This is a genomic window from Geovibrio sp. ADMFC3, from assembly GCF_054687035.1.
The window spans coordinates 2,612,921-2,637,596 of the sequence record NZ_BAAFZG010000002.1; the positions used below are offsets into that span (position 1 = coordinate 2,612,921).

Genomic DNA, 24,676 nt, shown 5'->3' on the forward strand with positions numbered 1-24,676 from the left:
AGGTGTTAGTCCATTCCTTTTACAGCTGCAAAATAACCGTTATAGTTTATTACTGCCCATACAGTGTTTGTGCTTGTGTCAACTCCCCAAGTGCCGAGCTTGTCATCTTCATGCCATGCTCTCTGAACAAATGTACTACCGCCGCCGAAATTCTGGTTTACTGCGTTAATCCATGTTCCGTCTTCATCGTTGGTTGCCAGACCGAACTTTCCGCCTGCAATTTCGTCTGAAGTCACTTTTGAGGGGTCGTAGCTCATTGAAAGAGTGAAAACATCCGTCTGCTCGCTCCCCATTGAATAAGTCATACCGTTAAGAAAAAAGATGCTGCCTAATGAATCCTGCGGCTCAAGCCATCCGGTATTAACGTGCATATTGAAACTTCTTCCGGAAGCGGGTTCTTTCTGGATGTTACCGTTTTTGCCGTTGATTATTTTTGCGTTTGTTCCGTCCGTTGCTGTGGAATCAACAACTGTGAGATCTCCGTTCTGGGCGATAATGTAGGATTCGCCGTTGAGGCTGTAGCCGAAGGTTTCTCTTTTGGAAAAGTTAAGTGTCGGAGTAGTGTTGAAGCTGTTGTCAGAGTATGCGGGAGCTGAATAGAAGTCCACTGTGACAACGGGACCATCGATAGTAAAGATATAGTAACCTATCGTATAAAGTTCCTGCGCTACCAGTTCCTGACGCTGTCCCTGCCATAACAGAGCGTCGTTGGATTTGTTTATAAGTGTAATACCGTAATCTGCGGCAGTATCCTCAACATCACTTGCCGGGGTATAAAATTTTGAGCTGTCAGAAGCAGTGACGATCTGCATTACCTTTGATTCGGAACCGTCCAATGATTTTACAAGGCTGCGGTCGTGCATGTGATCGTGCCCGTTTATGTGGTAGCGGACGCCGTTGTTTGCGAGGCTGGTAATATATTCATCAAGCCCCGGTGCGGCAAATGTGCTGAAATCTGGTGCAAGAACATTGTCAACAGTGTAGCCGAACATAACATCAGAGTGATCCTGCGTGAGCAGACCTTTGTGAGCAAAACAGAAAGCATGGGTGTTTGAGGCACGTCCGGAGAGTCTTCCGTCTATCCAGCTCTGCTGGTGCATAATCGGGTTTGCTGTTCTCTCAACTGCATTTGCATCCGGTGTTGTATCGTACGAGAGTCCGTCCTCAGCGGTGAAGTGATCAAGCATTACAAAGCGTGCGTTGTTGTAGTCAAAAGAATACGTAAGACCTGTCATGTCTCCGGTGTTCGGTGATGAGGGGCTTGAAAAAGCTGAACCCATTGAGAAAGACGATGTGTTTGTTCTGGGGATTTCAGGAAGCCACTGTGTATCAGGGTTCTGTACTGAGTATGCCGTTGACTGTATAGCCGGATTGTTCTGTTCGCCTGTCTGTGTCTGGGGGAAGAAACGGAGGAACTGGGTTGCCGCATCTGCGGAGTCGTCATGATTTCCTCTTAAGGGGAAGAAACCTATTCCTTCATTATAAAGTCTCTGTGCGTAGCGGGCTCTTATTCCGAAACCGTCTTCAGGAGTATAGCTGATCACGGAGCCGGTGGGTGTATGGTTTGCAGTGAAGTTATTTCTGGCGTCATCAGTGAGGTCGCCCACTGCCACAACGAATTTAACACCGTGGCTCACAAACTCTTCATTGACATTGTTGATTATGTCTATTGCTGTTGAGGCAGGGTTTTCACCGTCATCGTCTTTTGTCCACTGAGTGTCTGAGATAACACCGAATTTCCATGCCGAAGAAGTGGGCAGAACCGCCTTAGGTGTGGGATTTTCCTGAGTGTTATCAGAGCTGCTTGAACTTCCGCAGCCCACAGTCATACCGACTGCAGCCGCACTCATTGCCGTTGCTGAAAGTTTCAGGAACTGGCGTCTTCCCAGTTTAGTCTTATTTTCTTTTGACATTTAAATATCCTCCGAAAAGTTTTTGCAGAGGAAGAATGAACCCAAAATATGAAGAAAATATTATGTTAATTGATAATAACAGTCATATTCATGTTAAGTTTGTCAGATATCTTAAAATCAGCTTTTTTCAAATAATCCCTTGCCATTTTGCACCAGTTTTTAATATCATGTTTGCTTAACTGAATTTTTGAAATAAAGCGGAGAACGATAAATGCAGCTCGACATAAGCGGACTCGAAAGCTACAAGGCGGAGATTGCGGAAAGCAGCAGTCTTGATGCCCTGTATCAGGTGAAAGTTAAATATCTCGGTAAAAACGGGCTTATCAGTAATCTGAACAGACAGCTGAAAGATATTCCCAACGACCAGAAAAAAGAAGCGGGGATGAAGATAGGCTCCCTTCGTGCGGATTTTGAAACCCTGCACGATGCCAAGGAACTGGAACTTAAAAATGCGGAGAAAGACGCCAAACTTACTGGTGAGTCTCTGGATATTACCCTTCCCGGTCTTCCTTTTGCTGCTGGCAGCATCCACCCTGTGACCAAGGTTTTTGACGAGATAGTTGACATTTTCAGCGCCATGGGTTTTGAGGTTGCTATAGGTCCGGAAGTTGAACACGACTTTTATAATTTCGAGGCGCTCAATATTCCCAAAGAACATCCCGCAAGAGATATGCAGGACACGTTTTATATAACTGACGAAATACTTATGCGTACCCATACTTCTCCGGTTCAGGTGCGCACAATGCTCAAAAACAAACCTCCTGTAAAAATTATTGCTCCCGGAAAGGTTTACCGCTGTGACAGCGATATAACACATACGCCTATGTTTCATCAGGTTGAGGGGCTTCTTGTTGACGAAAGAACCACTTTCGGTGACCTGAAAGGTATTCTCACGGTGTTTATACAGAAAATGTTCGGTGACAATGTTCCTGTGCGTTTCCGCCCCAGCTTTTTCCCTTTCACAGAACCCAGCGCAGAGGTTGATATGGGCTGTGTAATCTGCGGAAGCAAAGGCTGCCGTGTGTGTAAGCAGACAGGCTGGCTTGAGATTCTCGGCTGTGGAATGGTAGACCCCGCTGTGTTTAAACATGTGGATTACGATTCCGAAAAATACAGAGGCTATGCCTTCGGTATGGGTATTGAACGCATCGCCATGCTGAAATACGGCATAGACGACCTTCGTCTGTTCTTTGAGAATCACCTTAAATTTCTGAAACAGTTTTAGGAGTACGCAATGAAGATCTGTATTAGCTGGTTAAACGAATTTGTAGATATATCAGGTATAGAAATAGACGACCTTTGCCACAGGCTCACAATGGCTGGGCTTGAGATTGAAGGAGTAGATAAACTGGAGAGAGCGGAAAACACTGTGGTTGCTAAAGTAATCCACAGAGAAAAGCATCCCGATGCTGACAAGCTCTCTCTTTGCAGGGTGACAGACGGCACTGAGGAATATCAGGTTGTGTGCGGAGCGCCCAATGTTGAGGCAGGGCTTACTGTTCCTTTTGCAAAGGTTGACGCTGTTCTGCCCGGTAACTTTAAGATAAAAAAGGCAAAAATCAGAGGGATTGAATCCTTCGGTATGATATGCTCCGAAGCGGAACTCGGCATAGCGGAAAAGTCAGACGGCATAATGCCTCTGCCGGCGGAGCTTCCCCTCGGTAAAGATATTAATGAGGTTCTCGGGCTCGGTGATACAGTGCTTGAAGTCTCCATCACACCTAACAGGTCCGACTGCCTAAGCGTTATAGGCATAGCCCGTGAGGTTGCGGCGATTTACGGACGTGAACTGAAAACCAAGGATTTTAAACTCGAAGAAACGGCAGACGCCGCTTCAAACTACTCATATGTTAAAGTTCATGATGAAGAGAAATGCCCTGTCTATTTAGGCAGAGTGATAAAAGGGGTTAAGATAGCTCCTTCACCTCTCTGGGTGCAGAACAGGCTGAGAGCTGTGGGTGTGCGCCCCATAAACAATGTGGTGGATGTTACAAACTATGTAATGTTTGAATACGGTCAGCCGCTCCACACATTTGACCTTCGCATGATAAAAAACGGAATAATTGTCCGCAACGCCGCAGAAGGCGAAAAACTCCTCACCCTTGATGAAAAGGAAAGAACGCTGAAAGACTACATGCTCCTAATATGCGATGAGGAGAAACCCCTTGCAGTTGCGGGAGTTATGGGCGGCGAGCATTCAGGTATAAGTGACGACACAACAGATGTTTTCCTTGAGTGCGCCTACTTTAAGCCGGAAAGCACACGCCTCACCGCCAGAAGGCTCGGCATGCAGACCGACTCATCCTACAGATATGAAAGAGGGATCGACTCTGTAAACACCATTCGTATGGTTGACTATGCGGCAAGCCTCCTTGCCTCATTCGCAGGCGGTTCGGTTTGCAGGGGTGTTCTCTCCAACGATTATAAAAAGGTAAGCCAGCCCGAAGTCGTGTTCAGTCCTGAAAAGGTGAATGAACTCCTTGGAACAGATATAAGCACTGAAGAGATGCTGAAAATACTTGCATCTGTCGGCATGGACGCTGAAAAATGTGCCGACGGCTATAAGGTAGCCTCTCCGTCATGGCGAGTGGATATAGAAAGATGGCAGGACATTGCAGAAGAGGTTGCAAGGCTTTACGGCTATGACAACATCAAAGCGACTGTGCCTCTGATCCCCGCTGACAGTGACAGGCTTATGCCTCTGCTTACTCACAAAAGGCTGCTCCAGAACAAGCTTGCCTCCCTCGGATTCTCAGAGGCGGTGAACTATTCATTCATGAGCGATAAGTATTTGAGCATATTTGACGACAAAGAACGCTTTGTAATCCTCAAGAACCCCATTTCAGAAGACATGAACGCTCTGCGTACCTATGTTTTTCCCGGTGTTGTATCCACAATACTGTATAACGTGAACCGTGGTGCAAAGGCAGCGAATATTTTTGAAACATCATCAGTTTATATAAAAGAAGGCGAGGGCATTCCATATCAGGAAACAAGACTTGCTTTCGGTATATACGGCGGCTACTGGGGTCTCTCATGGAACACCAAGCCCGTTGAGGAAACTTTCTACGCTGTCAAGGGCGTGGTGGAGAATATACTCGCCGGTTATAACCTCGGCAAATTGAGTTATGCTCATTCCGAAAGATCGTTCATGCACCCCGGAAAATCCGCTGAAATAATGCTGGAAGGCGAATCTCTCGGCTTCTTCGGTGAACTTCACCCTGATACCCTTGAGGCGGTGGACTCTGATCAGCCGATATGTGTTTGTGAAATCTTCCTTGAGAAGCTCCTTGAAAAGGGTCTGGAAAAAAGAAAATACTCCAAATTCTCAAAACTGCCTACAGTGTTTAAGGATTTTTCCATAGCTGTTTCCAAATCCGTACGTTCTTCGGATATTACGGATATGGTGTCAAAGGAAAGCAAACTGATTGAGAATGTTGCTCTTTTTGATACATATTCAGGGAAAGGGCTGGCAGATGACGAGATAAGCCTTGCGTTCAGAATTTTCTTCTCAGACCCTGAAAAAACACTTACCGATGAAGAAACCAATTCTGTTCTCCGCAGTGCCATAGCAAAACTGGAGAAAGAATTCGGCGCACGCCTGCGTTAAAATTTTCTTATCAGGATTCTTAATATTAAGAGAACCCTTTCTTTTACCGTAAAGAAAGGGTTCTCTCAAACTCTCTCCCTAAGAAACTGAATTTCTGTTATGCTGAACAAGTCCATGGATGGACTTGCGCCGTGCGTAGTGAAGCCTTGCTCTGCAAGGTGCGAACGGTTACAGCCGAACCACAGGATGTAGGTTCGGCGAAAGTAGTTCGGAGGTAATTTTGGTCAAAGTCGAATTCACTGACGGAAAGGTCGAGGAGATATCTCCTGCACCTGTGAAGGATATATTGAGAAAACTTAATCTGAAGGAATCCACAACTCTTGTCACCAGAGACGGCGAGCTGCTGACCCATGACATTTACGTGTATGACGGACAGAGCATAAAAATCATAAATGTGGTGAGCGGCGGCTGATGAAGTGTGTAAAATGCAAGGGTGATGCAGTTATAAACATCCGCCGTGCGAATGCTGCCTTCTGCAAGGAGCATTTCAACGAATATTTCACCGAACAGACGCTGAAAGCGATCAAACATTTCCGCATGTTCCGCAAAACAGATAAGATAATGGTATGTGTCTCCGGCGGGAAGGACAGCCTTGTGCTGTGGCATGTTCTGCATAAACTCGGCTGTGATGTCACCGGAATGTATATTGATCTGGGCATAAACGGATATTCCGACCGTTCAAAGGATAAGGTTAACAGCTTTGCCGAAAGATTCGGACTGAAAACAATCATAGTTGACCTCCGTGAGAAGGGGCATCCCATCCCGTTTGTAGCCAGAAAGGCAAAAAGGGAGGACTGCGCCGTCTGCGGTACAATCAAGAGATATTACTTCAACAAAACAGCCTATGACGGCGGGTTTGATGTTGTTGCTACAGGGCATAATCTGGATGATGAAGCCTCAAGGCTTCTGGCTAATATCATGCACTGGGACGACGAGTACATGAACAACACTTACCCTGTTCTGCCCGCAGGGGGGAAGATGCTAAAAAAGAAGGTGAAGCCTCTCGTCAGGCTCACCGAAAGAGAAACAGCGGCGTTTGCCATCCTCAACGGAATAGACTATGTGATGGAGGAGTGCCCCATGAGTAAAGGGGCGACAAGCCTTGTTTTTAAGGATGCCCTCAGTACAATCGAAGAAAATATGCCCGGAAGTGAGATTTTCTTTTATACTAAATTTCTCGAACGGGTTAAAGATATAGACCGCTCAAAAACAGATTCGGACGAAATGAAAATATGTCAGACCTGCGGAATGGAATCTTTCATGGATAAATGCACCTTCTGCCGTCTTGTGGAGAAAGTTAAATGAATACAATAAGCTACGGAACCAACGTTATACTGACTGACGAGGAAAGGGGCAAGCGCCACATGACCCGTCTCCGTGAGGGAATACGCTTTACCACGCAGTACGGCTTTATAGAGCATGATGAGATAGTTAAGGTGCTTGACGGAGGAATAATCACATCCTCCAAGGGTGTGCGCTACAGAGTGCTGAAGCCAACTTATATTGATTACGTAATGAATATAAAACGCCGGGCACAGATTATCTATCCCAAGGACACTGCTGCTATGCTTATGGAAGGCGACATATACCCCGGGCTTAATGTTCTTGAGGCGGGAGTGGGGCAGGGAGCTTTATCCATAGCAATCCTACGTGCCCTCGGCGGGAAAGGAACTCTCACAAGCTATGAACTTCGTGAGGATTTCGCCGGAGACGCAGCAGGGTTTATAGCCGAATTTTACGGCGATGCTGAAAATCATGATATTCAGGTTCGTAATATATATGAAGGAATAGACGGCGAGTATGACCGTGTGATGCTTGATCTCCCTGAACCTTGGCAGGTGGTTCCCCACCTTGAGACAGGTCTCCGTCAGGGCGGGCTGCTGGTTTGCTATCTTCCCACAATATTGCAGGTTAAATCATGCGTTGATGCACTGCGTGAGGCAGGCACTTTTGACGACATCAACTCCTTTGAACTCATAAAACGTCCGTGGAAGGTAGACGGCAGATCCGTAAGACCGGAGATGTGGACATTCAACCACAGCGCATTCATTATAACATGCCGCAAGGTTGAAAAAATGCTGCCGAAGGTAAAACCCGCTGATGCGGAAGAAACAGAAGAAACTGACGAAATGCCGGACGATGCTGACATTTAAAAAATTTGTTTTATAAGCCTCCATGCCGATAGTATAAATACTATGAGTTAAAGTTGCGGTGGTTTCTATGAAATGTCCATATTGCGGAAGCGAAGACGTTTTTACTTTTTATGAAATGGTTTATCCTGTGCATCTTTATGCTGTGCCGAAAGAAGTTGCAGCCAAGACACCTCTGATGCCTATTGTCCTTGATGTATGCAGGGGATGCGGGCTCGGTTATAATACCACACCTCCGGACAATGACACTTTGGAGGAGATATATAAAAATTATGTTTATATCAAACCCTCCCAGGGAATAGGCAGTACAAAGAATATTAATATTATTAATACAATAAAAAAATATGTGAAACCGGATGAGCGTCTTGTGGATATAGGATGCTCAGAAGGCTTTATTCTTAAAAACCTTAAGAACGAGGGCTTTACAAACCTGAACGGAGTTGAGCCCTCCGCAATGGCTGACAATATAAAAGACAGTGATATAAATGTCATACGAGGCTTCTTTTCGGCCGAAACATTTCCGGAAAAATCTGTTGATGTGTTTACGTTAAGTCATGTATTTGAACATTTCCCCGACCCCTTTCAGATATTTAAAGACATGCTTAAGTGTCTGAAGGATGACGGCAGAATAATTATACAAGTTCCTGATTTTGAAGGCTACCACCACCAGCATCTTTTTTATTATTCTCCTGAATTTTTTATGCGTTTTGCAGATGATCTGGGAGTAGCAGTAAGGGAGATTGCCGATTATTCCACAGGTCTGATGGCTGTATTTACCAAGAGTAAAACAGAGCCGGCCGAAATCAAATATACCTATGATCCTGTTAAAAAAGCACAGGAAACTGAAAAAAGGCTTAAATCAGCGTTTGAGAAGCTTTGCGCTTTCTTTGATAAGCATAAAGGAAAAACTGTGTACTGGTGGGGCTCTGGTTCATTATCCATAATGGCTCTTGCTTATCTTAAAGAGCTTAAACCCGAAGCCTCTGTACAGGTCATAGACAACGACCTTTCCCGTCAGGGCAATTTCATTCCGGGAACTGATTTGCAGGTGGCATCATCGGAAAATCTTGCCGGAAAAAATCTTGATGCTGTGGTCATTGCATCATCCTTTGTTAAGGAAATTATTGATGGCAACAAAAAGAAAGGGATTATTATAAACGACTTTTTTCCTATCTATGATTACTGGACCGGTAAATGACAGAAACCGGAGAAAAGATATACAATCTTGCGGCTGAATTGTTCCCCATCCCACGAAGCCTCACCGGAGAAGGAGTCAGGGAAACTCTGAATATTCTCCGCCGTGAACTGCCCGGACTGCAGATAAAAAGCGTGCCGAGCGGAACCAAATGCTTCGACTGGACTGTGCCAAAGGAATGGAACATCAGGGATGCATACATAAAAGCTCCGGACGGCAGTATCCTGTGTGATTTTAAAAAACACAATCTTCATGTTGTCGGTTATTCTGTTCCTGTGGATATGGAGATTAGCCTGGAAGAGCTTCAGGAGCATCTATATTCAATGCCCGAACTGCCGGAGGCTATCCCCTATATTACATCCTACTACAAGGAAAGGTGGGGGTTCTGCATCAAGGACAGTGAAAGAAAAAAGCTGAAGCCCGGCATGTATCACGTCAAAATAGACAGCAGCCTGACTGACGGTGTTCTTAATTACGGCGAACTCCTGATAAAAGGGAAAAGCGACAGGGAGATTCTTGTATCGACTTATATCTGCCACCCTTCCATGGCGAATAACGAAGTATCCGGACCAGCGGTTTCTGTTTATACGGCTAAATCAGTTCTGGAAAACGCAGAACGAAACTACTCATACCGTTTTGTTTTCATCCCCGAAACTTGGTTCAATTGTCTACTTATCCATGCACTATAAAGAGATGAAGGAAAAGACGGCGGCAGGTTTCATCCTGACCTGTATCGGAGACGACAGAGTCTACTCCATGCTCGCCAGCAGAGACGGAGACACTATGGCAGATGCTGCTGCCCGCCATGTGTTAAAAAATATCGACCGTAACTACAAAGAATATTCCTTTCTTGAAAGGGGCAGTGATGAAAGACAATACTGCAGCCCCGGTATAGATCTTCCGGTAGTTAATATTATGCGGTCGAAATATAATGAGTATCCCGAGTATCATTCTTCTTTGGACGACATGAGTGTTATAAGTCCGCAGGGTTTGTCCGGCGGGCTGAATGCGGTTCTGAAATGTATTGAGGCTGTTGAAAAAGATTGCCGTCCGAGAATTACCGTTCTTTGCGAACCTCAGTTAGGTAAAAGAGGGCTTTATCCGACACTCTGCTCAAAAGACAGCGGGCTGCGTGTCCGCAATATGATGAACTTTATTGCTTACAGCGATGGCAAAAGAAGCCTCATAGAGATAGCAGAAAAGATCGGTACGCCGGTATGGGAGCTTTACGGCTATATAGACTCACTGACAGATGCAGGGCTTATGGAGCTTGACTAATCTGCGTTTATACCGGCTCTTTGAGAAAAGAAAAGATATTCTCATCCAGCATTTTCATGCCCGTTTCAAAAGCATCCCTTGCTGAAACAGTTTTTATAGTACCCGCCCCAAGACCAATTTCTGTCATTTTTCCTTCCCTTAGGAGTCTTTCCTCAAAGAGAGCAGTATCAAGAACAACACTTTTATCCAGATAACGTACAAGGAAAGTCGATTCAGCGGGTGATACCTGACCTTTTTGAATTATATTTCCGCTGAAGGTTTTCATATATCTGTATGGTATGCCGTGCATTTGTTCAATATGGTGGATAAAAGTGATAGAGTGAACGCTTGCGCCGAAGAAAACCAGCTTGCCGTCAAGTTTTACAAGATTAGCAAACGAAGATTTTACCCCGAAGGAATCCATATCCGTATCGATCATTTCAGATGCTTTCGGACCCTCGGCTGCTACAGAAAATATCGGGTGAGAGGAACGTATGGTTTCCGGCTGCTTCCTGAAATGTTCTGTAAGTATGCCAACGGTTGAGGGTGTTTTCTCTGTCTCAAAATCCTCGCCTTTACAAAAGCTGTATGTGAATGCAGGCATTACAATAGTTCCTTCAGGTCCTGCTGCTTTGCGTATGCTGTTTAGTATCCCGTCAAGAAGAAGTCCTCTGTCTCTGCATTTCAGTTTACCGAAAACAGCTATATCTGAATGGATGAACAAAGTATCTCCTTCTCTTATTCCGCTTTTTCGGAGTGCTTCAGTTATATCTGCCCCGTATATATCGCTTTCATGCTGAAAAAGAGGCGTGGTTTCGTGTTTTTGGAATACAGCCATAACCGTTCCTGTTCCGGTAAACACTTTTTTACCGGAGTCGTTTTTAATTTCAGTCTTTATTTCCACAAACTTTGTTGCTTCGGATTTTGAGAGAACTTCGGAATACACCGTGAGGGTTTCCCCTATGTAAAACGGATTCGGGTAAGAGGCACTCTGCTTTATGCAAACTGAAGTCCCGCCGGGCAGATATTCTCCGTACATGCGTGAGAGCAGGGCATGGAGAAATCCTGCGTAACCTATTTTATTTCCGAATTTTGTGGATGCTGCAAAACTTCTGCTGGTGTGGATAGCAGAATTATCTTCGCTTATCAGCCGGAATGAATCATGCAGTTCTTCCGTCAAGGTAACGGAGAATTCAGCTTTGTCACCGATTTTTATATTATTAAAATCCATTAAGACATTCCGTATATTTCTGCTAAATCTTTAAAAGAATTGATTTTTTCCACATCAGACGATTTGATGGACTTCCCAAAAGTGCTTTCAATCTCTGAAATGATCAGCAGATGGTTAAACGAATCCCAGCCTTCACATTCGGAGCGCTGCAGATTGTCATTAATTTCCGGCACATCAGTTCCTGTTATTTCTGCAAAAATATTTATAAGTTTTTCCCTGTCAGTCATTCTGATTCTCCCGTATTACTGTCAGAATATCCGGAAATACCGGTGCTTTTTCATATACCCATTCCCAGAGTATTCCACTTTCTGTTTCAGTTCTTCTGCCATTCATTTTTGAATAAAAATCCTTCGCAGGGGCGTTCTTTGCCGATGGAATAAATTCAGCAGATAATTTATGTATGCCCTTCTGCACTGCGTCACTAACCAAGGCGACAAAAAGTGCATCTTCAACAGAACGCCCGATTATCCGGCAGCTAAGGAGAAAAGTATCAATACGCCTTGTATCTGTACTGTCTCTAACTATTGCTGCACCTATGATGCCGTAATCGCCGAACTTATCCTGAGCCCGCACGCTGTAAGCTGTTCCGCCTTCGCTGATAATCTTTTTAATATCGTCTTCAGTGTATCTGAAACTGGTCATATTAAACTGGTTTGTTTTAAGGGTCAGCTGTGAGACCCTGGGCAGATCCATCGGAGAATTTGATGCTACCGTCAGCTTCAAATCAAGGGAACGCACAAAATCATCCTGACTGAAAGATGTGTTTTGCAGACTCTTCCTCTGTTTTTCCGTATAATACATTTCACCTTTTTTATAATCTTCTTCGGTGAGGTTAAGTGTGTTGAAATGAACCATGTTTTGCAGCACAGAAGGATAGTAGGCAGGGTCGGAGGGCATCTCCGGAACCTCAACCTCCGGCATAAGTTCCCGCACAAGCTGCCTGTTGGCAGGGTCATCATCAAAAAAAACTAGGCTGTCTGTTCCGATATTCAGCTCAGAGGCTATCTCAGCAAGATTTGAAGCCTTGTTATTCCAGTTTATTCTCATAGCAGCAAAATGTTTTTCACGTAGAATCATATACGGATGGTTCTTTATGGCGTTTAGTGCGTCTTCAGGGTTGTTTTTGCTGTTGACTGCAAGGATTATGCCTCGCTTGAACAACGCAAGAAGCATCTGCTGAAACTCGCTGAAGCATCTGCCGTCGGGACTTGGACCAAGTTTTATGCCGCTTATTCCATCTTCACCTATGATTCCTCCCCAAAGGGTGTTGTCAAGGTCAAGGACAATACATTTTTTGTTTTTTGCCGCCCTAGGCAGAATATATGCCATGTATTCAGAGCTTATTTTTAAAATTGAGTCCGGAGATATCTTCATGTCACCAAGGTAGTACCATTTAAGCGAGAACAGATTTCCCCTGCCGTACTTCATATAAAATGAGTCAGTATCGAAAACAAATACGCCTGCATTTTCGTATGCAAACGATGTCAGCCTCTCATTTATGTAATCAACAGCGGTGAAAATTCCATATTTTTGTTTCTTTTCAAGTATCCCTATAGGTGAAAACACTGGTTTCTCAAGGGAATGGACAACTATGGCAGCTTTTGATCCGTTTTCTAATCTGCTTATCAGCGTCAGAAGATTCTCAGCAGTCTCTTCCGCCCATGCCCGCCATTCGTCTGCTGATTTGTTTAATGGATTGAAATAAGAGTCACCGGCAAGGCTGTGAGTGTCCAGCCAAAGAAATACAATGTCAGGTGAAAAAGCGTACAGTCCGCTTTCGGGATTAAGTATCTCCTGCGAATATGAATTGTAAGGTGCGGAATAAACGTCTGATTTAAGTGATTCTTTTGCGCAGTAAAAGCTTATGGCGGTATCAAAACCTCTCAATGTAAAAGAACATACGGAGGCTATTTTTATATTAACGGGCAGGGGTTCGAGTTCACTGCTGATTTTTTTATATTCTGAGATGCACTGAACAAGGGTTTCCGGGTTTTTAAGCAGAATCTCTTTACGGATTGATTTCATTTTCCCTCTTAACACATCTGTAGACTTGAGGGAATTTTATACTATATTCCTGTGATCTTCAATTGGGATTAGAAGTCATTCCTTCTGCCCGATTGGAAGCCTGTGACCAATTATCTGCCCCATAATCCCCAAAGCCAGAAACAACGGAGCAAATGCCCACGGAGTGTGGGTGCTGATCCTTATGATAGCTATAAATACAATAGGTATATGAATACAGGCAAACCACGCCAGAGAAAACCTTCTGGTAAAACGCCTTAAATAACCGAACGGCAGATTCAGAATCACCGCCGCAATACATATTACAACTATTATGCCTTGAATGTCTGTCATGGTTAATATATATGTGCATAATACGGATAAGTAAACGGAAATGTTGTAAATAAATTCAGCCGCTGGAACAGGCGGCGGGCAGGGTTCGTTGAAAGTTCTTCTTATCGGATTAGGCGGTTTTTTTGGTGCTATAGCACGTTACGGAGTTTCAAGGGCTTCTCTTCTTTTATTTGGAGGCAGATTTCCCTTGGGCACTCTTTTTGTAAACGTGTCCGGTTCTTTTTTCCTCGGATGCGTAATCGGAGCGCTTTTTTTTCGCAGCACCTCCGGGGAAAATTTCCGGCTTCTTTTGGGCACAGGCTTTTTAGGAGCATTCACAACATTTTCTACATTTAGTGTTGAAACAGTTCTGCTTTTTGATGAAGGCAGGTATCTCGCCGGTTCGGCAAACGTATTCGCAAATCTTTTTCTCAGCCTGATTGCCGCCCTTATCGGAATCTGGCTGGTGAAACAATAGGAGCATATATAATGGGTGGAAGTATATTCGGCAGAAATTTCAGGATAACAACCTTCGGTGAAAGCCATGGAAAATCGGTTGGCGTTGTGCTTGACGGTTGTCCGGCTGGACTGGAACTCACAGAAGAGGACATTCAGCGTGAGCTTGACCGCCGCCGTCCGGGGCAGAGCGATGTCAGCACTCCCAGAGATGAAAAGGACAAGGTGGAGTTCCACAGCGGAATGTTTGAGGGTAAAACCACAGGACATCCCATAATGATGCTTGTATATAATGAGAACCAGAGGTCCAAAGACTACAGTGAGGTTAAAGATCTTTTCCGCCCCGGTCATGCTGATTTTACTTACACTTCAAAGTACGGCTTCCGTGATTACAGAGGAGGCGGCAGAAGCTCCGCCAGAGAAACAATAGGCAGAGTATGCGCCGGAGCAGTGGCTAAAAAGCTTCTCGCCAAAAAAGGAATAAGCATCACAGGTCATGTTAAGCAGGTTGGAGATATTAAAGCAGTGGATTTTGATGCGGATTATATTGAAAAAAATCCTGTGAGATGCGCTGACAAGAATATTGCGGAAAAGATGAGAAGTCTTATATTAAATGTTTCAGAACAAGGCGACTCCATAGGAGCGGTTGTTGAAGTTATTATAAAGGGTGTACCCGTGGGAATAGGCGAGCCTGTATTCGATCGTATCGAAGCAGAGCTTGCAAAGGCGATCCTCTCAATACCTGCTGTAAAAGGAATTGAATTCGGCAGAGGTTTTGAGTCGGCTACGCTCAGGGGAAGCGAAAATAACGATGAAATATCCAAATACGGCTTCCTTTCAAATAATGCAGGAGGTACCCTCGGCGGTATCACCACAGGGCAGGACATAGTCTTCAGATTTCCTGTTAAGCCTGCTTCATCAATAACTGTTCCCAAGAAAACAATCGATCTCTTCGGCAATGAAAAGGAGATAATCACTAAAGGAAGGCACGATCCTTGTGTCGCTCCCAGGGTTGTTCCCGTTGCCGAAGCAATGTCAGCAATGGTTCTGGTAGATATGATGATGGCTGATAATGCGGGTCGTAATCTTTTTTAAATTTTTTTTAAAAAAGATATTGACTTAGAAGGCGGTATTTCGTATAACAACTTTCCCCACGGAGACGAACTTGATTGGTTCGGTATCGCAGGGGAGAGAGTAGAAGAGTTTGTTTGACAGAAGAATAAGTCGTTTGGGTTGTTAAAAACTTTTTAAAAAAGATGTTGACTTCCTTGGCGAAATTCCTTATAACAACAATCCTTGCGCTGCGAGCCTGAACGCTGCGGGGCGCGGGAAGAAAGTTGTTTAACAGAAGGATGTTTCGTTTTGGAGATTGGTTAAAAACTTTTTAAAAAAAGTGGTTGACTTCCTCTTCGAGATTCTTTATAAAGTTCTTCCGCCGGTTGAGAGACTGGCAGCAGAAAACAGAGTAGTTGTTCGACATTAGAATAGGCCGGTCCGAGAAAAGGAATATAAAATGAGTTTGGATGGAGAGTTTGATCCTGGCTCAGAACGAACGCTGGCGGCGTGCTTAACACATGCAAGTCTAGGGGAATTCGCTTTCGGGCGATAGTACACTGGCGAACGGGTGAGTAACGCGTGAGAAACCTACCCCGGAGATTGGGACAACACAGAGAAATTTGTGCTAATACCGGATAAGCCCACGGGTTTAGTTATTTGTGGGAAAAGGCGGGGCAACCTGTCGCTTTGGGATGGTCTCGCGTGTCATTAGCTAGTTGGTAGGGTAACGGCCTACCAAGGCAACGATGACTAGGCGGCCTGAGAGGGTGGCCGCCCACACTGGAACTGAGACACGGTCCAGACTCCTACGGGAGGCAGCAGTGGGGAATTTTGCGCAATGACCGAAAGGTTGACGCAGCAACGCCGCGTGTATGATGAAGGCTTTCGGGTCGTAAAGTACTTTCAGTGGGGAAGAACTGCATAATCAGTAACTGGGTTATGATTGACGGTACCCACAGAAGCAGCCCCGGCTAACTCCGTGCCAGCAGCCGCGGTAATACGGAGGGGGCAAGCGTTGTTCGGAGTCACTGGGCGTAAAGAGCTCGTAGGCGGCAGTGTAAGTCGGGAGTTAAAGGCAACAGCTCAACTGTTGTAAGGCTTTTGAAACTACATTGCTAGAGTGCCAGAGAGGTATGCGGAATTCCCTGTGTAGCGGTGAAATGCGTAGATATAGGGAGGAACACCGGTTGCGAAGGCGGCATACTGGCTGGTAACTGACGCTGAGGAGCGAAAGCGTGGGTAGCAAACAGGATTAGATACCCTGGTAGTCCACGCTGTAAACGATGGATGCTAGGTGTTGGATGTAACCACATTCAGTGCCGAAGCTAACGCATTAAGCATCCCGCCTGGGGAGTACGGTCGCAAGACTGAAACTCAAAGGAATTGACGGGGGCCCGCACAAGCGGTGGAGCACGTGGTTTAATTCGATGCTAACCGCAGAACCTTACCCGGGTTTGACATCTTCAAAATACGATAGAGATATTGTAGTGCTTACTTTCAGTAAGAATTGAATGACAGGTGCTGCATGGCTGTCGTCAGCTCGTGCCGTGAGGTGTTGGGTTAAGTCCCGCAACGAGCGCAACCCCTGCTTTTAGTTGCCATCGGGTAATGCCGGGCACTCTAGAGGAACAGCCGTCGACAAGGCGGAGGAAGGTGGGGACGACGTCAAGTCATCATGGCCCTTATGTCCGGGGCTACACACGTGCTACAATGGCGTATACAGAGGGCAGCAAGACAGCGATGTCAAGCGAATCCCATAAAGTACGCCTCAGTTCAGATTGCAGTCTGCAACTCGACTGCATGAAGTCGGAATCGCTAGTAATCGCAGGTCAGCAAAACTGCGGTGAATACGTTCCCGGGCCTTGTACACACCGCCCGTCACACCACGGGAGTCGACCGTACCTGAAGCCGGTGGCCTAACCTTTTAGGAGGGAGCCGTCTATGGTATAGTTGGTAACTGGGGTGAAGTCGTAACAAGGTAGCCGTACCGGAAGGTGTGGCTGGATCACCTCCTTTTTAAGGAAAGAATCAAATAGAAATCCTGATACTGCTCCATTGAGTATTAGGTTTATATGATAACAATCTCGGACCGGCCTTAATTATTTATATAAGGCGTATATTAGGCCTAATTAGTTGAACGGTGTTCAGTTGAACAACTTTCAGCTAATTAGGGCCTATAGCTCAGACGGTTAGAGCGCACGCCTGATAAGCGTGAGGTCGGTGGTTCGAGTCCACCTAGGCCCATGTGATTTAAGGTTTAAAGCTAATGCTGACAGTAATTGGAGTTGGTATTAGTTGTAAGTCTTACCCGGGGGTGTAGCTCAGCTGGGAGAGCACCGCCCTTGCAAGGCGGGGGTCAGGAGTTCGAACCTCCTCACCTCCATTAGATTTCTTTTATGGATTCTGATGGCGATGGGTAGGTAGATGTTTAAAAGTTTTTTGGTAAGGTTATGAATTTGTTTCATAATCTCATCGAGTAACTTGGGTGTGTTCGGCACATCTGTATAAGTTGTTTTACAATTGAATAGGCTGTAAGAGATAAGGGAAGCTCGAGTAGACGATGCATAAATAATAAAGTTAAGCTACTAAGGGCAAATGGTGGATGCCTTGGCGATGACCGGCGAGGAAGGACGTGGCAAGCTGCGATAAGCTGCGCGAAGCCGCTAACAGGCATTGATGCGCAGATTTCCGAATGGGGAAACCCTAAACACCCTCTATGAGGGAGCGAACTCAGGGAAGTGAAACATCTCAGTACCTGAAGGAAAAGAAAGTAATAACGATTCCGTAAGTAGCGGTGAGCGAAACCGGAAGAGCCTAAACCTAGCTTTCGGGCTAGGGGTTGTGGGGCCTGCAACATGTACGCATGAATCTAGTAGAACAGTCTGGAAAGGCTGACCAAAGAGGGTGATAGTCCCGTATGCGAAAGTGAATTGCGGCTAGCGGTGTCCCCGAGTACCACGGAGAATGAGAAGCTTTGTGGGAATCTGGGAGGACCATCTCCTAAGGCTAAATACGTGTCATCGACCGATAGTGAACCAGTACCGTGAGGGAAAGGTGAAAAGAACCCTTGTTAAGGGAGTGAAATAGAACCTGAAACCATTTGCCTACAAGCCGTCAAAGCATCTTATGATGTAATGTCGTGCCTTTTGCATAATGAGCCTGCGAGTTATCGTATGCAGCAAGGTTAAGCAGTTATGCGCAGCCGTAGGGAAACCGAGTCTTAATAGGGCGCAAGTTGCATGCGGTAGACCCGAAGCCAGACGATCTATCCATGGGCAGGATGAAGTAACTGTAATAGGTTATGGAGGTCCGAACCGGTAAACGTTGAAAAGTTTTCGGATGACCTGTGGATAGGGGTGAAAGGCCAATCAAGTTTGGTGATAGCTGGTTCTCCTCGAAATGCATTTAGGTGCAGCCTTATGCGTTCCCTGTTGGGGGTAGAGCACTGTTTTGGCTAGGGGGCATACCGCTTACCGAACCTTGACAAACTCCGAATACTGACAGGTTAGAGCATGGGAGTGAGACTGCGGGTGAGAAGGTCCGTAGTCGAGAGGGTAAGAGCCCAGACCGCCGGCTAAGGTCCCGGAGTGTATGCTAAGTGGTAAAGGATGTGAGAATACTGAAACAGCCAGGAGGTTGGCTTAGAAGCAGCCATCCTTTAAAGAAAGCGTAACAGCTCACTGGTCTAGTGTTTTTGCGCCGAAGATATAGCGGGGCTAAGCATACCACCGAAGCCGCGGACTAGTATTTATACTAGTGGTAGAGGAGCATTCTGCACAGCTTTGAAGGTAATGCGGCAAGCATTGCTGGAGCGTGTTGAAGAGATAATGCAGGCATTAGTAGCGATAAAAAGGGTGAGAAACCCTTTCGCCGAAAACCTAAGGTTTCCACCGGCAGGGTAATCCGCGGTGGGTTAGTCGGCCCCTAAGGCGAGGGTGAAAACCGTAGTCGATGGGAAACAGGTCAACATTCCTGTACCTGTATATGTGCGTTTGACGATGTGGTGACGGAGAAGGTTAGGCAGTCCGGGTGTTGGACGTCCCGGTTTAAGGTTGTAGGGAGTTCCGGTAGGCAAATCCGCTGGAATAATTCTGAGAACTGATGACGAGTCTTTGTAATGAAGATGAAGCTGTTGATACCATGCTTCCGAGAAAAACCTCTAAGGAGTACATAGCAGACCGTACCGCAAACCGACACAGGTAGGTAGGGAGAGAATCCCAAGGCGTTCGAGATAACTCCAGTTAAGGAACTCGGCAAAATGCCACCGTAACTTAGGGATAAGGTGGGCTCCTAGTAATTGAATGGACTTGCTCCAGTAGGTGAAAGGAGTTGCAGATGAGAGGCCCAGGCGACTGTTTATCAAAAACACAGCACTCTGCTAACTGGCAACAGGATGTATAGGGTGTGACGCCTGCCCGGTGCTGGAAGGTTAATAGGAGATGTCAGCGCAAGCGAAGCATTGAATTGAAGCCCCAGTAAACGGCGGCCGTAACTATAACGGTCCTAAGGTAGCGAAATTCCTTGTCGGGTAAGTTCCGACCTGCACGAATGGCGTAACGATCTGGGCGCTGTCTCAACTGGAATCTCGGCGAAGTTGCATTAGCGGTGAAAATGCCGTTTACCCGCAGCAGGACGGAAAGACCCCGTGCACCTTTACTACAGCTTGGCAATGATATTTGGTATTAAATGTGTAGGATAGGTGGGAGACGTAGAGACGTGGACGCTAGTTTGCGTGGAGTCGCCCTTGAAATACCACCCTTTTGGTGCTGAATATCTAACCTGGACGGTGTGTAGCCGTAGGGACATTGTCTGGCGGGTAGTTTGACTGGGGCGGTCGCCTCCGAAAGAGTAACAGAGGCGCGCGAAGGTATCCTCAGGTTGGTCGGAAACCAACTGTCGAGTGTAAAAGTATAAGGATGCTTGACTGCGAGACCTACAAGTCGAGCAGGTGCGAAAGCAGGCTTTAGTGATCCGGTGGTTCCGCATGGAAGGGCCATCGCTCAACGGATAAAAGGTACGCCGGGGATAACAGGCTGATCTCCCCCAAGAGTTCACATCGACGGGGAGGTTTGGCACCTCGATGTCGGCTCATCACATCCTGGGGCTGAAGTAGGTCCCAAGGGTACGGCTGTTCGCCGTTTAAAGTGGTACGCGAGCTGGGTTCAGAACGTCGTGAGACAGTTCGGTCCTTATCCGCTGCGGGCGCAGGAGATTTGATGGGATCTGACCCTAGTACGAGAGGACCGGGTTGGACAGACCTCTGGTGCGTGGATTGTTCCGCCAGGAGCACGGTCCAGTAGCCAAGTCTGGAATAGATAACCGCTGAAAGCATCTAAGCGGGAAACTAACCTAAAGATAAGATCTCCCCTGAGCGCACTTGGAGACTACAAGATTGATAGGCTGGGTGTGTAAGCACTGTGAGGTGTTGAGCTAACCAGTACTAATAGCGCGATGGGCTTAGCGTAGCGTGTCGAAAGAGTTTCCCTTATATCTTACAGCCTATACAAAAAATGAAAGGACACTGGATGTGTCCCACGGAGCGGACCGTAGCAGAGAATTCTGTGAGGTTTCAGCGAAGTGAGAGCAGCAAGGAGCTATGCTCCGCAGGCTGCGAGTGAGTAAAAAGTTCAGGACGAATCTTTTTACGAACTATAAATAGAATAAGAATTCCCTGGTGGTCTTAGCGGAGGGGTTACACCTGTCCCCATTCCGAACACAGAAGTTAAGTCCTCCAGCGCCGATGATACTTTGCTAAGAGAGAGCATGGGAGAGTAGGTCACTGCCAGGGATTAAATATACGGAAAGCCCGATATCAAAAGATGTCGGGCTTTCTTGTTTCTATTATTCTTGTGACATCCTCTCCCACGTACAAGGAGTGTGCGCTTCAGGAGCGAAGCCGCATTGTATGCGGCATGAGCGTGTGCGCAAACGGAACAGGATGTTACCGTTTGCAGGGTAAGACAGACGTAGGTCACCGCCAGGGATTAAATATACGGAAAAGCCCGATATCGAAAGATGTCGGGCTTTCTTGTTTGTGTCGTTCTTCTGACATGTTCTCCCTCGCACACAAGGAGTGTGCGCTTCATTTGTAAATTTAACTCCTACTTAATATTACAATATGTTGCAATTATATTATCTTCAAGCTGTTGCTAACAGTCCTCATTAAGGTATATCCTAGTTTATGTGTATGATCTATACGCATGACATAAGGAGGCAACTATGTCAAAAAAGTCTGAAATGACTCGCAGAAGTTTTTTGAAAGCAACGGGTATTGCTGCAGGTGCGGCAGCTCTGAGCGGGGGTATTCTTAGTGCTGCCCCGGTTGAAAGCCAAGCGGCTGAAACACATCATACTGCTCCTGTTTCATCTGAAAACTCCAAGACATCACCTAAAGGCAGAATGTTTTTTACCAACGATTTGGAATTTTCAACTTTATCAGAAGCTTCCGAAAGAATTTTTCCTAAAGATGAAAACGGTCCCGGCGCAAAAGAACTTGGAGTCCCTTTTTTCATCGACAATCAGTTAGCCGGTGCGTTTGGTAATAATGCAAGAGAGTACATGTCAGGTCCATTCTCTCAGGGTGCGCCCACCCAAGGTTACCAGACTGCATTGTTTAAAAAAGATTTATTTATACAAGGGCTGCTTGCCTTAAATAAACAGTCGCAAACTGTATTCAAGAAAAACTTTCCTGATCTGTCAGACACTGAAAAAGATCAGATCCTCAAAATGTGCGAATCCGGTTCGATTCAGACAGAAGGCTTTACTTCGTCCTACTTTTTCTCAGTGCTTCGCAGTGCTGTTATAGCCGGTGTTTACGCTGATCCTATATACAGTGGTAATAACTCTATGAATGGCTGGCGTATGAAGAAGTATCCCGGGGCTCAGATGAGCTATTACGATATTATGACTAGCGGCAAATTTGAAAACATCGCACCTATGTCCCTTTCGGATATGTATTGAGCAGTCTGAGGAATATTATTATGGCTAAAATTCTTAAAAATGTAAATGTTGTTACAATTGGAGTTGGTTTTACAGGCGGTGTAGTCGCCGCAGAATGTACTAAAGCTGGTTTAAGCGTTGTCGGGCTTGAAAGAGGTGGTTACAGAACTGTTGAAGACTTTATGGAGATCCATGATGAATGGCGTTATGCTGTTAACTACGGTTTAATGCAGGATTTGTCAAAAGAAACAATCACATTCAGAAATAACAAGGATATGAAAGCGTTGCCAATGAGAAAGCTTGGCTCGTTTCTTCTTGGAGACGGACTAGGCGGAGCCGGTGTTCATTGGAATGGACTTAATTTCAGATTTTCAGCTTACGACTTTCAAATTAAGACACTCACTAAAGAGCGCTACGGGAATAAACTGTCAGAAGAGTATCTTCTTCAGGACTGGGGGCTGAGCTATGACGAACTTGAGCCCTATTTTGCTAAATTTGAAAACGTTTTGGGTGTTTCAGGTGCTTCTGTCAGCCCTTTTGACGGTAAAAGATCAACCCCTTATCCTTTGCCGCCATTGATAAAAACACCGATAATGGAAAAGTTTGAGGCAGGTGCAATGAAGTCCGGCTGCCATCCTTATGTTCTTCCGGCGGGTATTGCTTCCCAATCATACACCAATCCAGACGGTGAAGCACTCAATCCGTGTGAATACTGCGGATACTGCGAACGGTTTGGCTGTGAGTATAATGCAAAAGCCAGCCCTATAAACACTGTTATCCCCACGGCGCAGAAAACCGGCAGGTTTGATCTGCGGTGCAATTCAAACGTTGTGGAAATCCTCATGAAAGGGGACAAGGCTGTGGGTGTGAGATACATTAATACTCTCACACAGGAAGAGTTTATACAGCCTGCTGACATAGTTGTTCTTGGAAGCTATGTTATGAATAATGCCAAACTTCTCATGGTTTCAAATATCGGCGAAATGTATGATCCTTCCACAGGAAAGGGCACTCTTGGTAAAAATTACTGTTATCAGATTACACCCGGAGCGACAGGTTTCTTTGACGAAGAAATGAATATTTTTGCCGGAGCGGGGGCCCTTGCGATCGGAATTGACGATTATAACGGAGACAACTTTGATCACTCCGGTCTTAACTTTATCCATGGAGGGCTTATCTCCATGCTTCAGAGCGGTAAAAGACCGATCGAAACTAACCCTGTGCCTGCCGGGACTCCTTCGTGGGGAGCTGAATTTAAAAAGGCATCTATCCATAACTTTAACAAAGCCTTAGGAGTTGGAGCTCAGGGTGCATCTATGCCGCACAGAGATAACTATCTTTCTCTTGATGACACTTACAAAGATGCTTACGGCTTGCCGCTGCTCAGAATGACCTATAACTTTACTGAGCAGGACAGAGCGCTTTTTGCCTATTTAACAACGAAAATAGAAGAAATCGTTAAAAATATGGGGGCAAAGTCAATTAATCTCAAACCGAACGGCAAGGACTATAATATTGTTCCTTACCAGACAACGCATAATACTGGTGGAACTATTATGGGCTGTAACCCTGATGAAAGTGTTGTGAATACATATTTGCAGCATTGGGATGCTGAAAATCTTTTTGTTGTTGGTGCCGGCAACTTTCCTCATAACGGTGGATGTAACCCTACCGGAACTGTGGGAGCGCTTGCATACAGATGTGCAGAAGGCGTAATCAAGTATCACAAAAAGGGCGGTTCACTGGTTTAACCGAAGTGTATTAAAATTAAAGCCCCGTTTCCGTTCAGGATTCGGGGCTTTTTCCTTATTTCTCAGCTATAACCCAGTGTCCGGAGTCATCATCTATGATTGTGCATGTTGCTCCAAGCTTTGTGAACGATTCTGCAATACTTTCCGGCGTATGTTCCCGTGTGAACTTCTTTCGTACATTCTCCCGCCACTGAGGGTTTTCCTTACTCATTTCTTTATCAATCCGCTCAAAAATCTCTTTTGTACCGAAACCGCCGCCTATATATATTTTCCCTTTCGGGGCGAGGATGCGGAGCAGTTCAGAAAATGCCTTTTCGTGATCTTCCCAGAACCAAACGGAACCACGGCTGATCACAAGATCCACACTTGCATCATCAACAGGCATGTCCTCAGCGGAACAGACAACTCCTCTAACTCTTGATGACATCCCTTTGTCTGATGCTCTGCTGATTGCAATCTCTATTGCATCCGGATTTATATCGGCAAAAATCATCTTCATTGCTGTCTGTTCAAGGATAGAAAAACCGAGCATACCGCCTCCGCAGCCGGCATCAAGGCATGTACCCTTCGTTATTCCGCATCTTTCAACTATCTGTTGTGCAACAACAGGATAAAGCGGTGCAAAAATTTCTGTGGCTATTCTGTCGAATTCCTGTGCTTTATTCATATCCAACCTTTCAGAGTTATTTAATCGTTATATACATTTTTATATAGCGCATTCAGGCTGAATGCAAACAGAAAAGTCAAAAATATTATATCCGTGATTTTATAAATTTATAACATT

At 45.6% G+C, this 24,676-nt stretch carries 17 protein-coding genes, 2 tRNA genes, 3 rRNA genes and 1 pseudogene; 17 read left to right on the plus strand and 6 right to left on the minus strand.

Features of this window, described 5'->3' with window-relative positions; genetic code table 11:
- Window positions 1-5: 5 nt before the first annotated feature.
- Window positions 6-1,913 carry a metallophosphoesterase family protein gene (locus tag ACYRYY_RS12760; protein WP_460215984.1) on the minus strand — a complete coding sequence of 636 codons (1,908 nt, stop codon included), beginning with the start codon at window positions 1,911-1,913 and terminating at the stop codon, window positions 6-8.
- Window positions 1,914-2,124: 211 nt separating this feature from the next.
- On the opposite strand from ACYRYY_RS12760, the gene pheS reads away from it, so the two are divergent.
- From pheS to ACYRYY_RS12800, 8 genes and pseudogenes are all read left to right on the plus strand, one after another.
- A complete protein-coding gene (gene pheS, locus ACYRYY_RS12765; RefSeq protein WP_460215985.1) occupies window positions 2,125-3,138 on the plus strand; it encodes a phenylalanine--tRNA ligase subunit alpha in 1,014 nt (337 codons plus the stop codon).
- A gap of 9 nt (window positions 3,139-3,147) precedes the next feature.
- On the plus strand, window positions 3,148-5,523 hold the full coding sequence (pheT, locus tag ACYRYY_RS12770; RefSeq protein ID WP_460215986.1) for a phenylalanine--tRNA ligase subunit beta: 2,376 nt from the start codon (window positions 3,148-3,150) through the stop codon (window positions 5,521-5,523).
- Window positions 5,524-5,743: 220 nt separating this feature from the next.
- Window positions 5,744-5,935, plus strand: a complete 192-nt coding sequence (locus ACYRYY_RS12775) for a MoaD/ThiS family protein (RefSeq protein WP_460215987.1) — start codon at window positions 5,744-5,746, stop codon at window positions 5,933-5,935.
- Complete coding sequence (locus ACYRYY_RS12780; protein ID WP_460215988.1) at window positions 5,935-6,828, plus strand: ATP-binding protein; 894 nt, start codon at window positions 5,935-5,937, stop codon at window positions 6,826-6,828. The genes ACYRYY_RS12775 and ACYRYY_RS12780 overlap by 1 nt, the downstream gene beginning before the upstream one ends.
- Complete coding sequence (locus tag ACYRYY_RS12785) at window positions 6,825-7,676, plus strand: tRNA (adenine-N1)-methyltransferase (protein ID WP_460215989.1); 852 nt, start codon at window positions 6,825-6,827, stop codon at window positions 7,674-7,676. Before ACYRYY_RS12780 ends, ACYRYY_RS12785 begins: the two co-directional genes overlap by 4 nt.
- Window positions 7,677-7,743: 67 nt before the next feature.
- Window positions 7,744-8,871, plus strand: coding sequence for a class I SAM-dependent methyltransferase (locus ACYRYY_RS12790; RefSeq protein WP_460215990.1), 1,128 nt, complete (start codon window positions 7,744-7,746; stop codon window positions 8,869-8,871).
- Window positions 8,868-9,852, plus strand: a pseudogene (locus ACYRYY_RS12795) (DUF4910 domain-containing protein); the annotation flags it as partial. The gene ACYRYY_RS12790 and the pseudogene ACYRYY_RS12795, both read left to right, overlap by 4 nt.
- The gene (locus ACYRYY_RS12800) at window positions 9,835-10,146 is read left to right on the plus strand and encodes a winged helix-turn-helix domain-containing protein (RefSeq protein ID WP_460216498.1); all 312 of its coding nucleotides are present in this window, start codon (window positions 9,835-9,837) and stop codon (window positions 10,144-10,146) included. The pseudogene ACYRYY_RS12795 and the gene ACYRYY_RS12800, both read left to right, overlap by 18 nt.
- 7 nt (window positions 10,147-10,153) lie before the next feature.
- Here ACYRYY_RS12800 and ACYRYY_RS12805 read toward each other — a convergent pair whose 3' ends face one another.
- The 4 genes from ACYRYY_RS12805 to ACYRYY_RS12820 form a co-directional block, all read right to left on the minus strand.
- The gene (locus tag ACYRYY_RS12805; protein ID WP_460215991.1) at window positions 10,154-11,356 is read right to left on the minus strand and encodes an AAC(3) family N-acetyltransferase; all 1,203 of its coding nucleotides are present in this window, start codon (window positions 11,354-11,356) and stop codon (window positions 10,154-10,156) included.
- Complete coding sequence (locus tag ACYRYY_RS12810; RefSeq protein WP_460215992.1) at window positions 11,356-11,583, minus strand: acyl carrier protein; 228 nt, start codon at window positions 11,581-11,583, stop codon at window positions 11,356-11,358. Before ACYRYY_RS12810 ends, ACYRYY_RS12805 begins: the two co-directional genes overlap by 1 nt.
- A complete protein-coding gene (locus tag ACYRYY_RS12815) occupies window positions 11,576-13,381 on the minus strand; it encodes an HAD-IIIC family phosphatase (protein WP_460215993.1) in 1,806 nt (601 codons plus the stop codon). Before ACYRYY_RS12815 ends, ACYRYY_RS12810 begins: the two co-directional genes overlap by 8 nt.
- 75 nt (window positions 13,382-13,456) lie before the next feature.
- Window positions 13,457-13,711, minus strand: coding sequence for a hypothetical protein (locus ACYRYY_RS12820; protein WP_460215994.1), 255 nt, complete (start codon window positions 13,709-13,711; stop codon window positions 13,457-13,459).
- A gap of 88 nt (window positions 13,712-13,799) precedes the next feature.
- On the opposite strand from ACYRYY_RS12820, the gene crcB reads away from it, so the two are divergent.
- The 9 genes from crcB to ACYRYY_RS12865 all read left to right on the plus strand — a co-directional run bounded on the left by crcB (window position 13,800) and on the right by ACYRYY_RS12865 (window position 23,892).
- A complete protein-coding gene (gene crcB / locus ACYRYY_RS12825) occupies window positions 13,800-14,168 on the plus strand; it encodes a fluoride efflux transporter CrcB (protein ID WP_460215995.1) in 369 nt (122 codons plus the stop codon).
- An 11-nt stretch (window positions 14,169-14,179) separates the two neighbouring features.
- Window positions 14,180-15,241: a chorismate synthase gene (aroC, locus tag ACYRYY_RS12830; RefSeq protein ID WP_460215996.1), complete on the plus strand. Its 1,062-nt coding sequence runs from the start codon at window positions 14,180-14,182 to the stop codon at window positions 15,239-15,241.
- Window positions 15,242-15,666: 425 nt separating this feature from the next.
- A 16S ribosomal RNA gene (locus tag ACYRYY_RS12835) occupies window positions 15,667-17,218 on the plus strand.
- Between the two features lie 154 nt (window positions 17,219-17,372).
- Window positions 17,373-17,446 (plus strand) — tRNA-Ile (locus ACYRYY_RS12840).
- Between the two features lie 66 nt (window positions 17,447-17,512).
- Window positions 17,513-17,585 (plus strand) — tRNA-Ala (locus ACYRYY_RS12845).
- Between the two features lie 192 nt (window positions 17,586-17,777).
- Window positions 17,778-20,667, plus strand: a 23S ribosomal RNA gene (locus tag ACYRYY_RS12850).
- A 205-nt stretch (window positions 20,668-20,872) separates the two neighbouring features.
- A 5S ribosomal RNA gene (gene rrf / locus ACYRYY_RS12855) occupies window positions 20,873-20,990 on the plus strand.
- The 16S, 23S and 5S rRNA genes sit together here with 2 tRNA genes alongside, the layout of an rRNA operon.
- Window positions 20,991-21,421: 431 nt before the next feature.
- Window positions 21,422-22,162: a gluconate 2-dehydrogenase subunit 3 family protein gene (locus ACYRYY_RS12860; protein ID WP_460215997.1), complete on the plus strand. Its 741-nt coding sequence runs from the start codon at window positions 21,422-21,424 to the stop codon at window positions 22,160-22,162.
- Between the two features lie 20 nt (window positions 22,163-22,182).
- Window positions 22,183-23,892: a GMC family oxidoreductase gene (locus ACYRYY_RS12865; RefSeq protein ID WP_460215998.1), complete on the plus strand. Its 1,710-nt coding sequence runs from the start codon at window positions 22,183-22,185 to the stop codon at window positions 23,890-23,892.
- Window positions 23,893-23,947: 55 nt separating this feature from the next.
- On the opposite strand, the gene ACYRYY_RS12870 is transcribed toward ACYRYY_RS12865, so the two are convergent.
- Window positions 23,948-24,559 (minus strand): class I SAM-dependent methyltransferase, encoded by a 612-nt coding sequence (locus ACYRYY_RS12870; RefSeq protein ID WP_460215999.1) that lies wholly within the window; start codon window positions 24,557-24,559, stop codon window positions 23,948-23,950.
- Window positions 24,560-24,676: the final 117 nt, after the last annotated feature.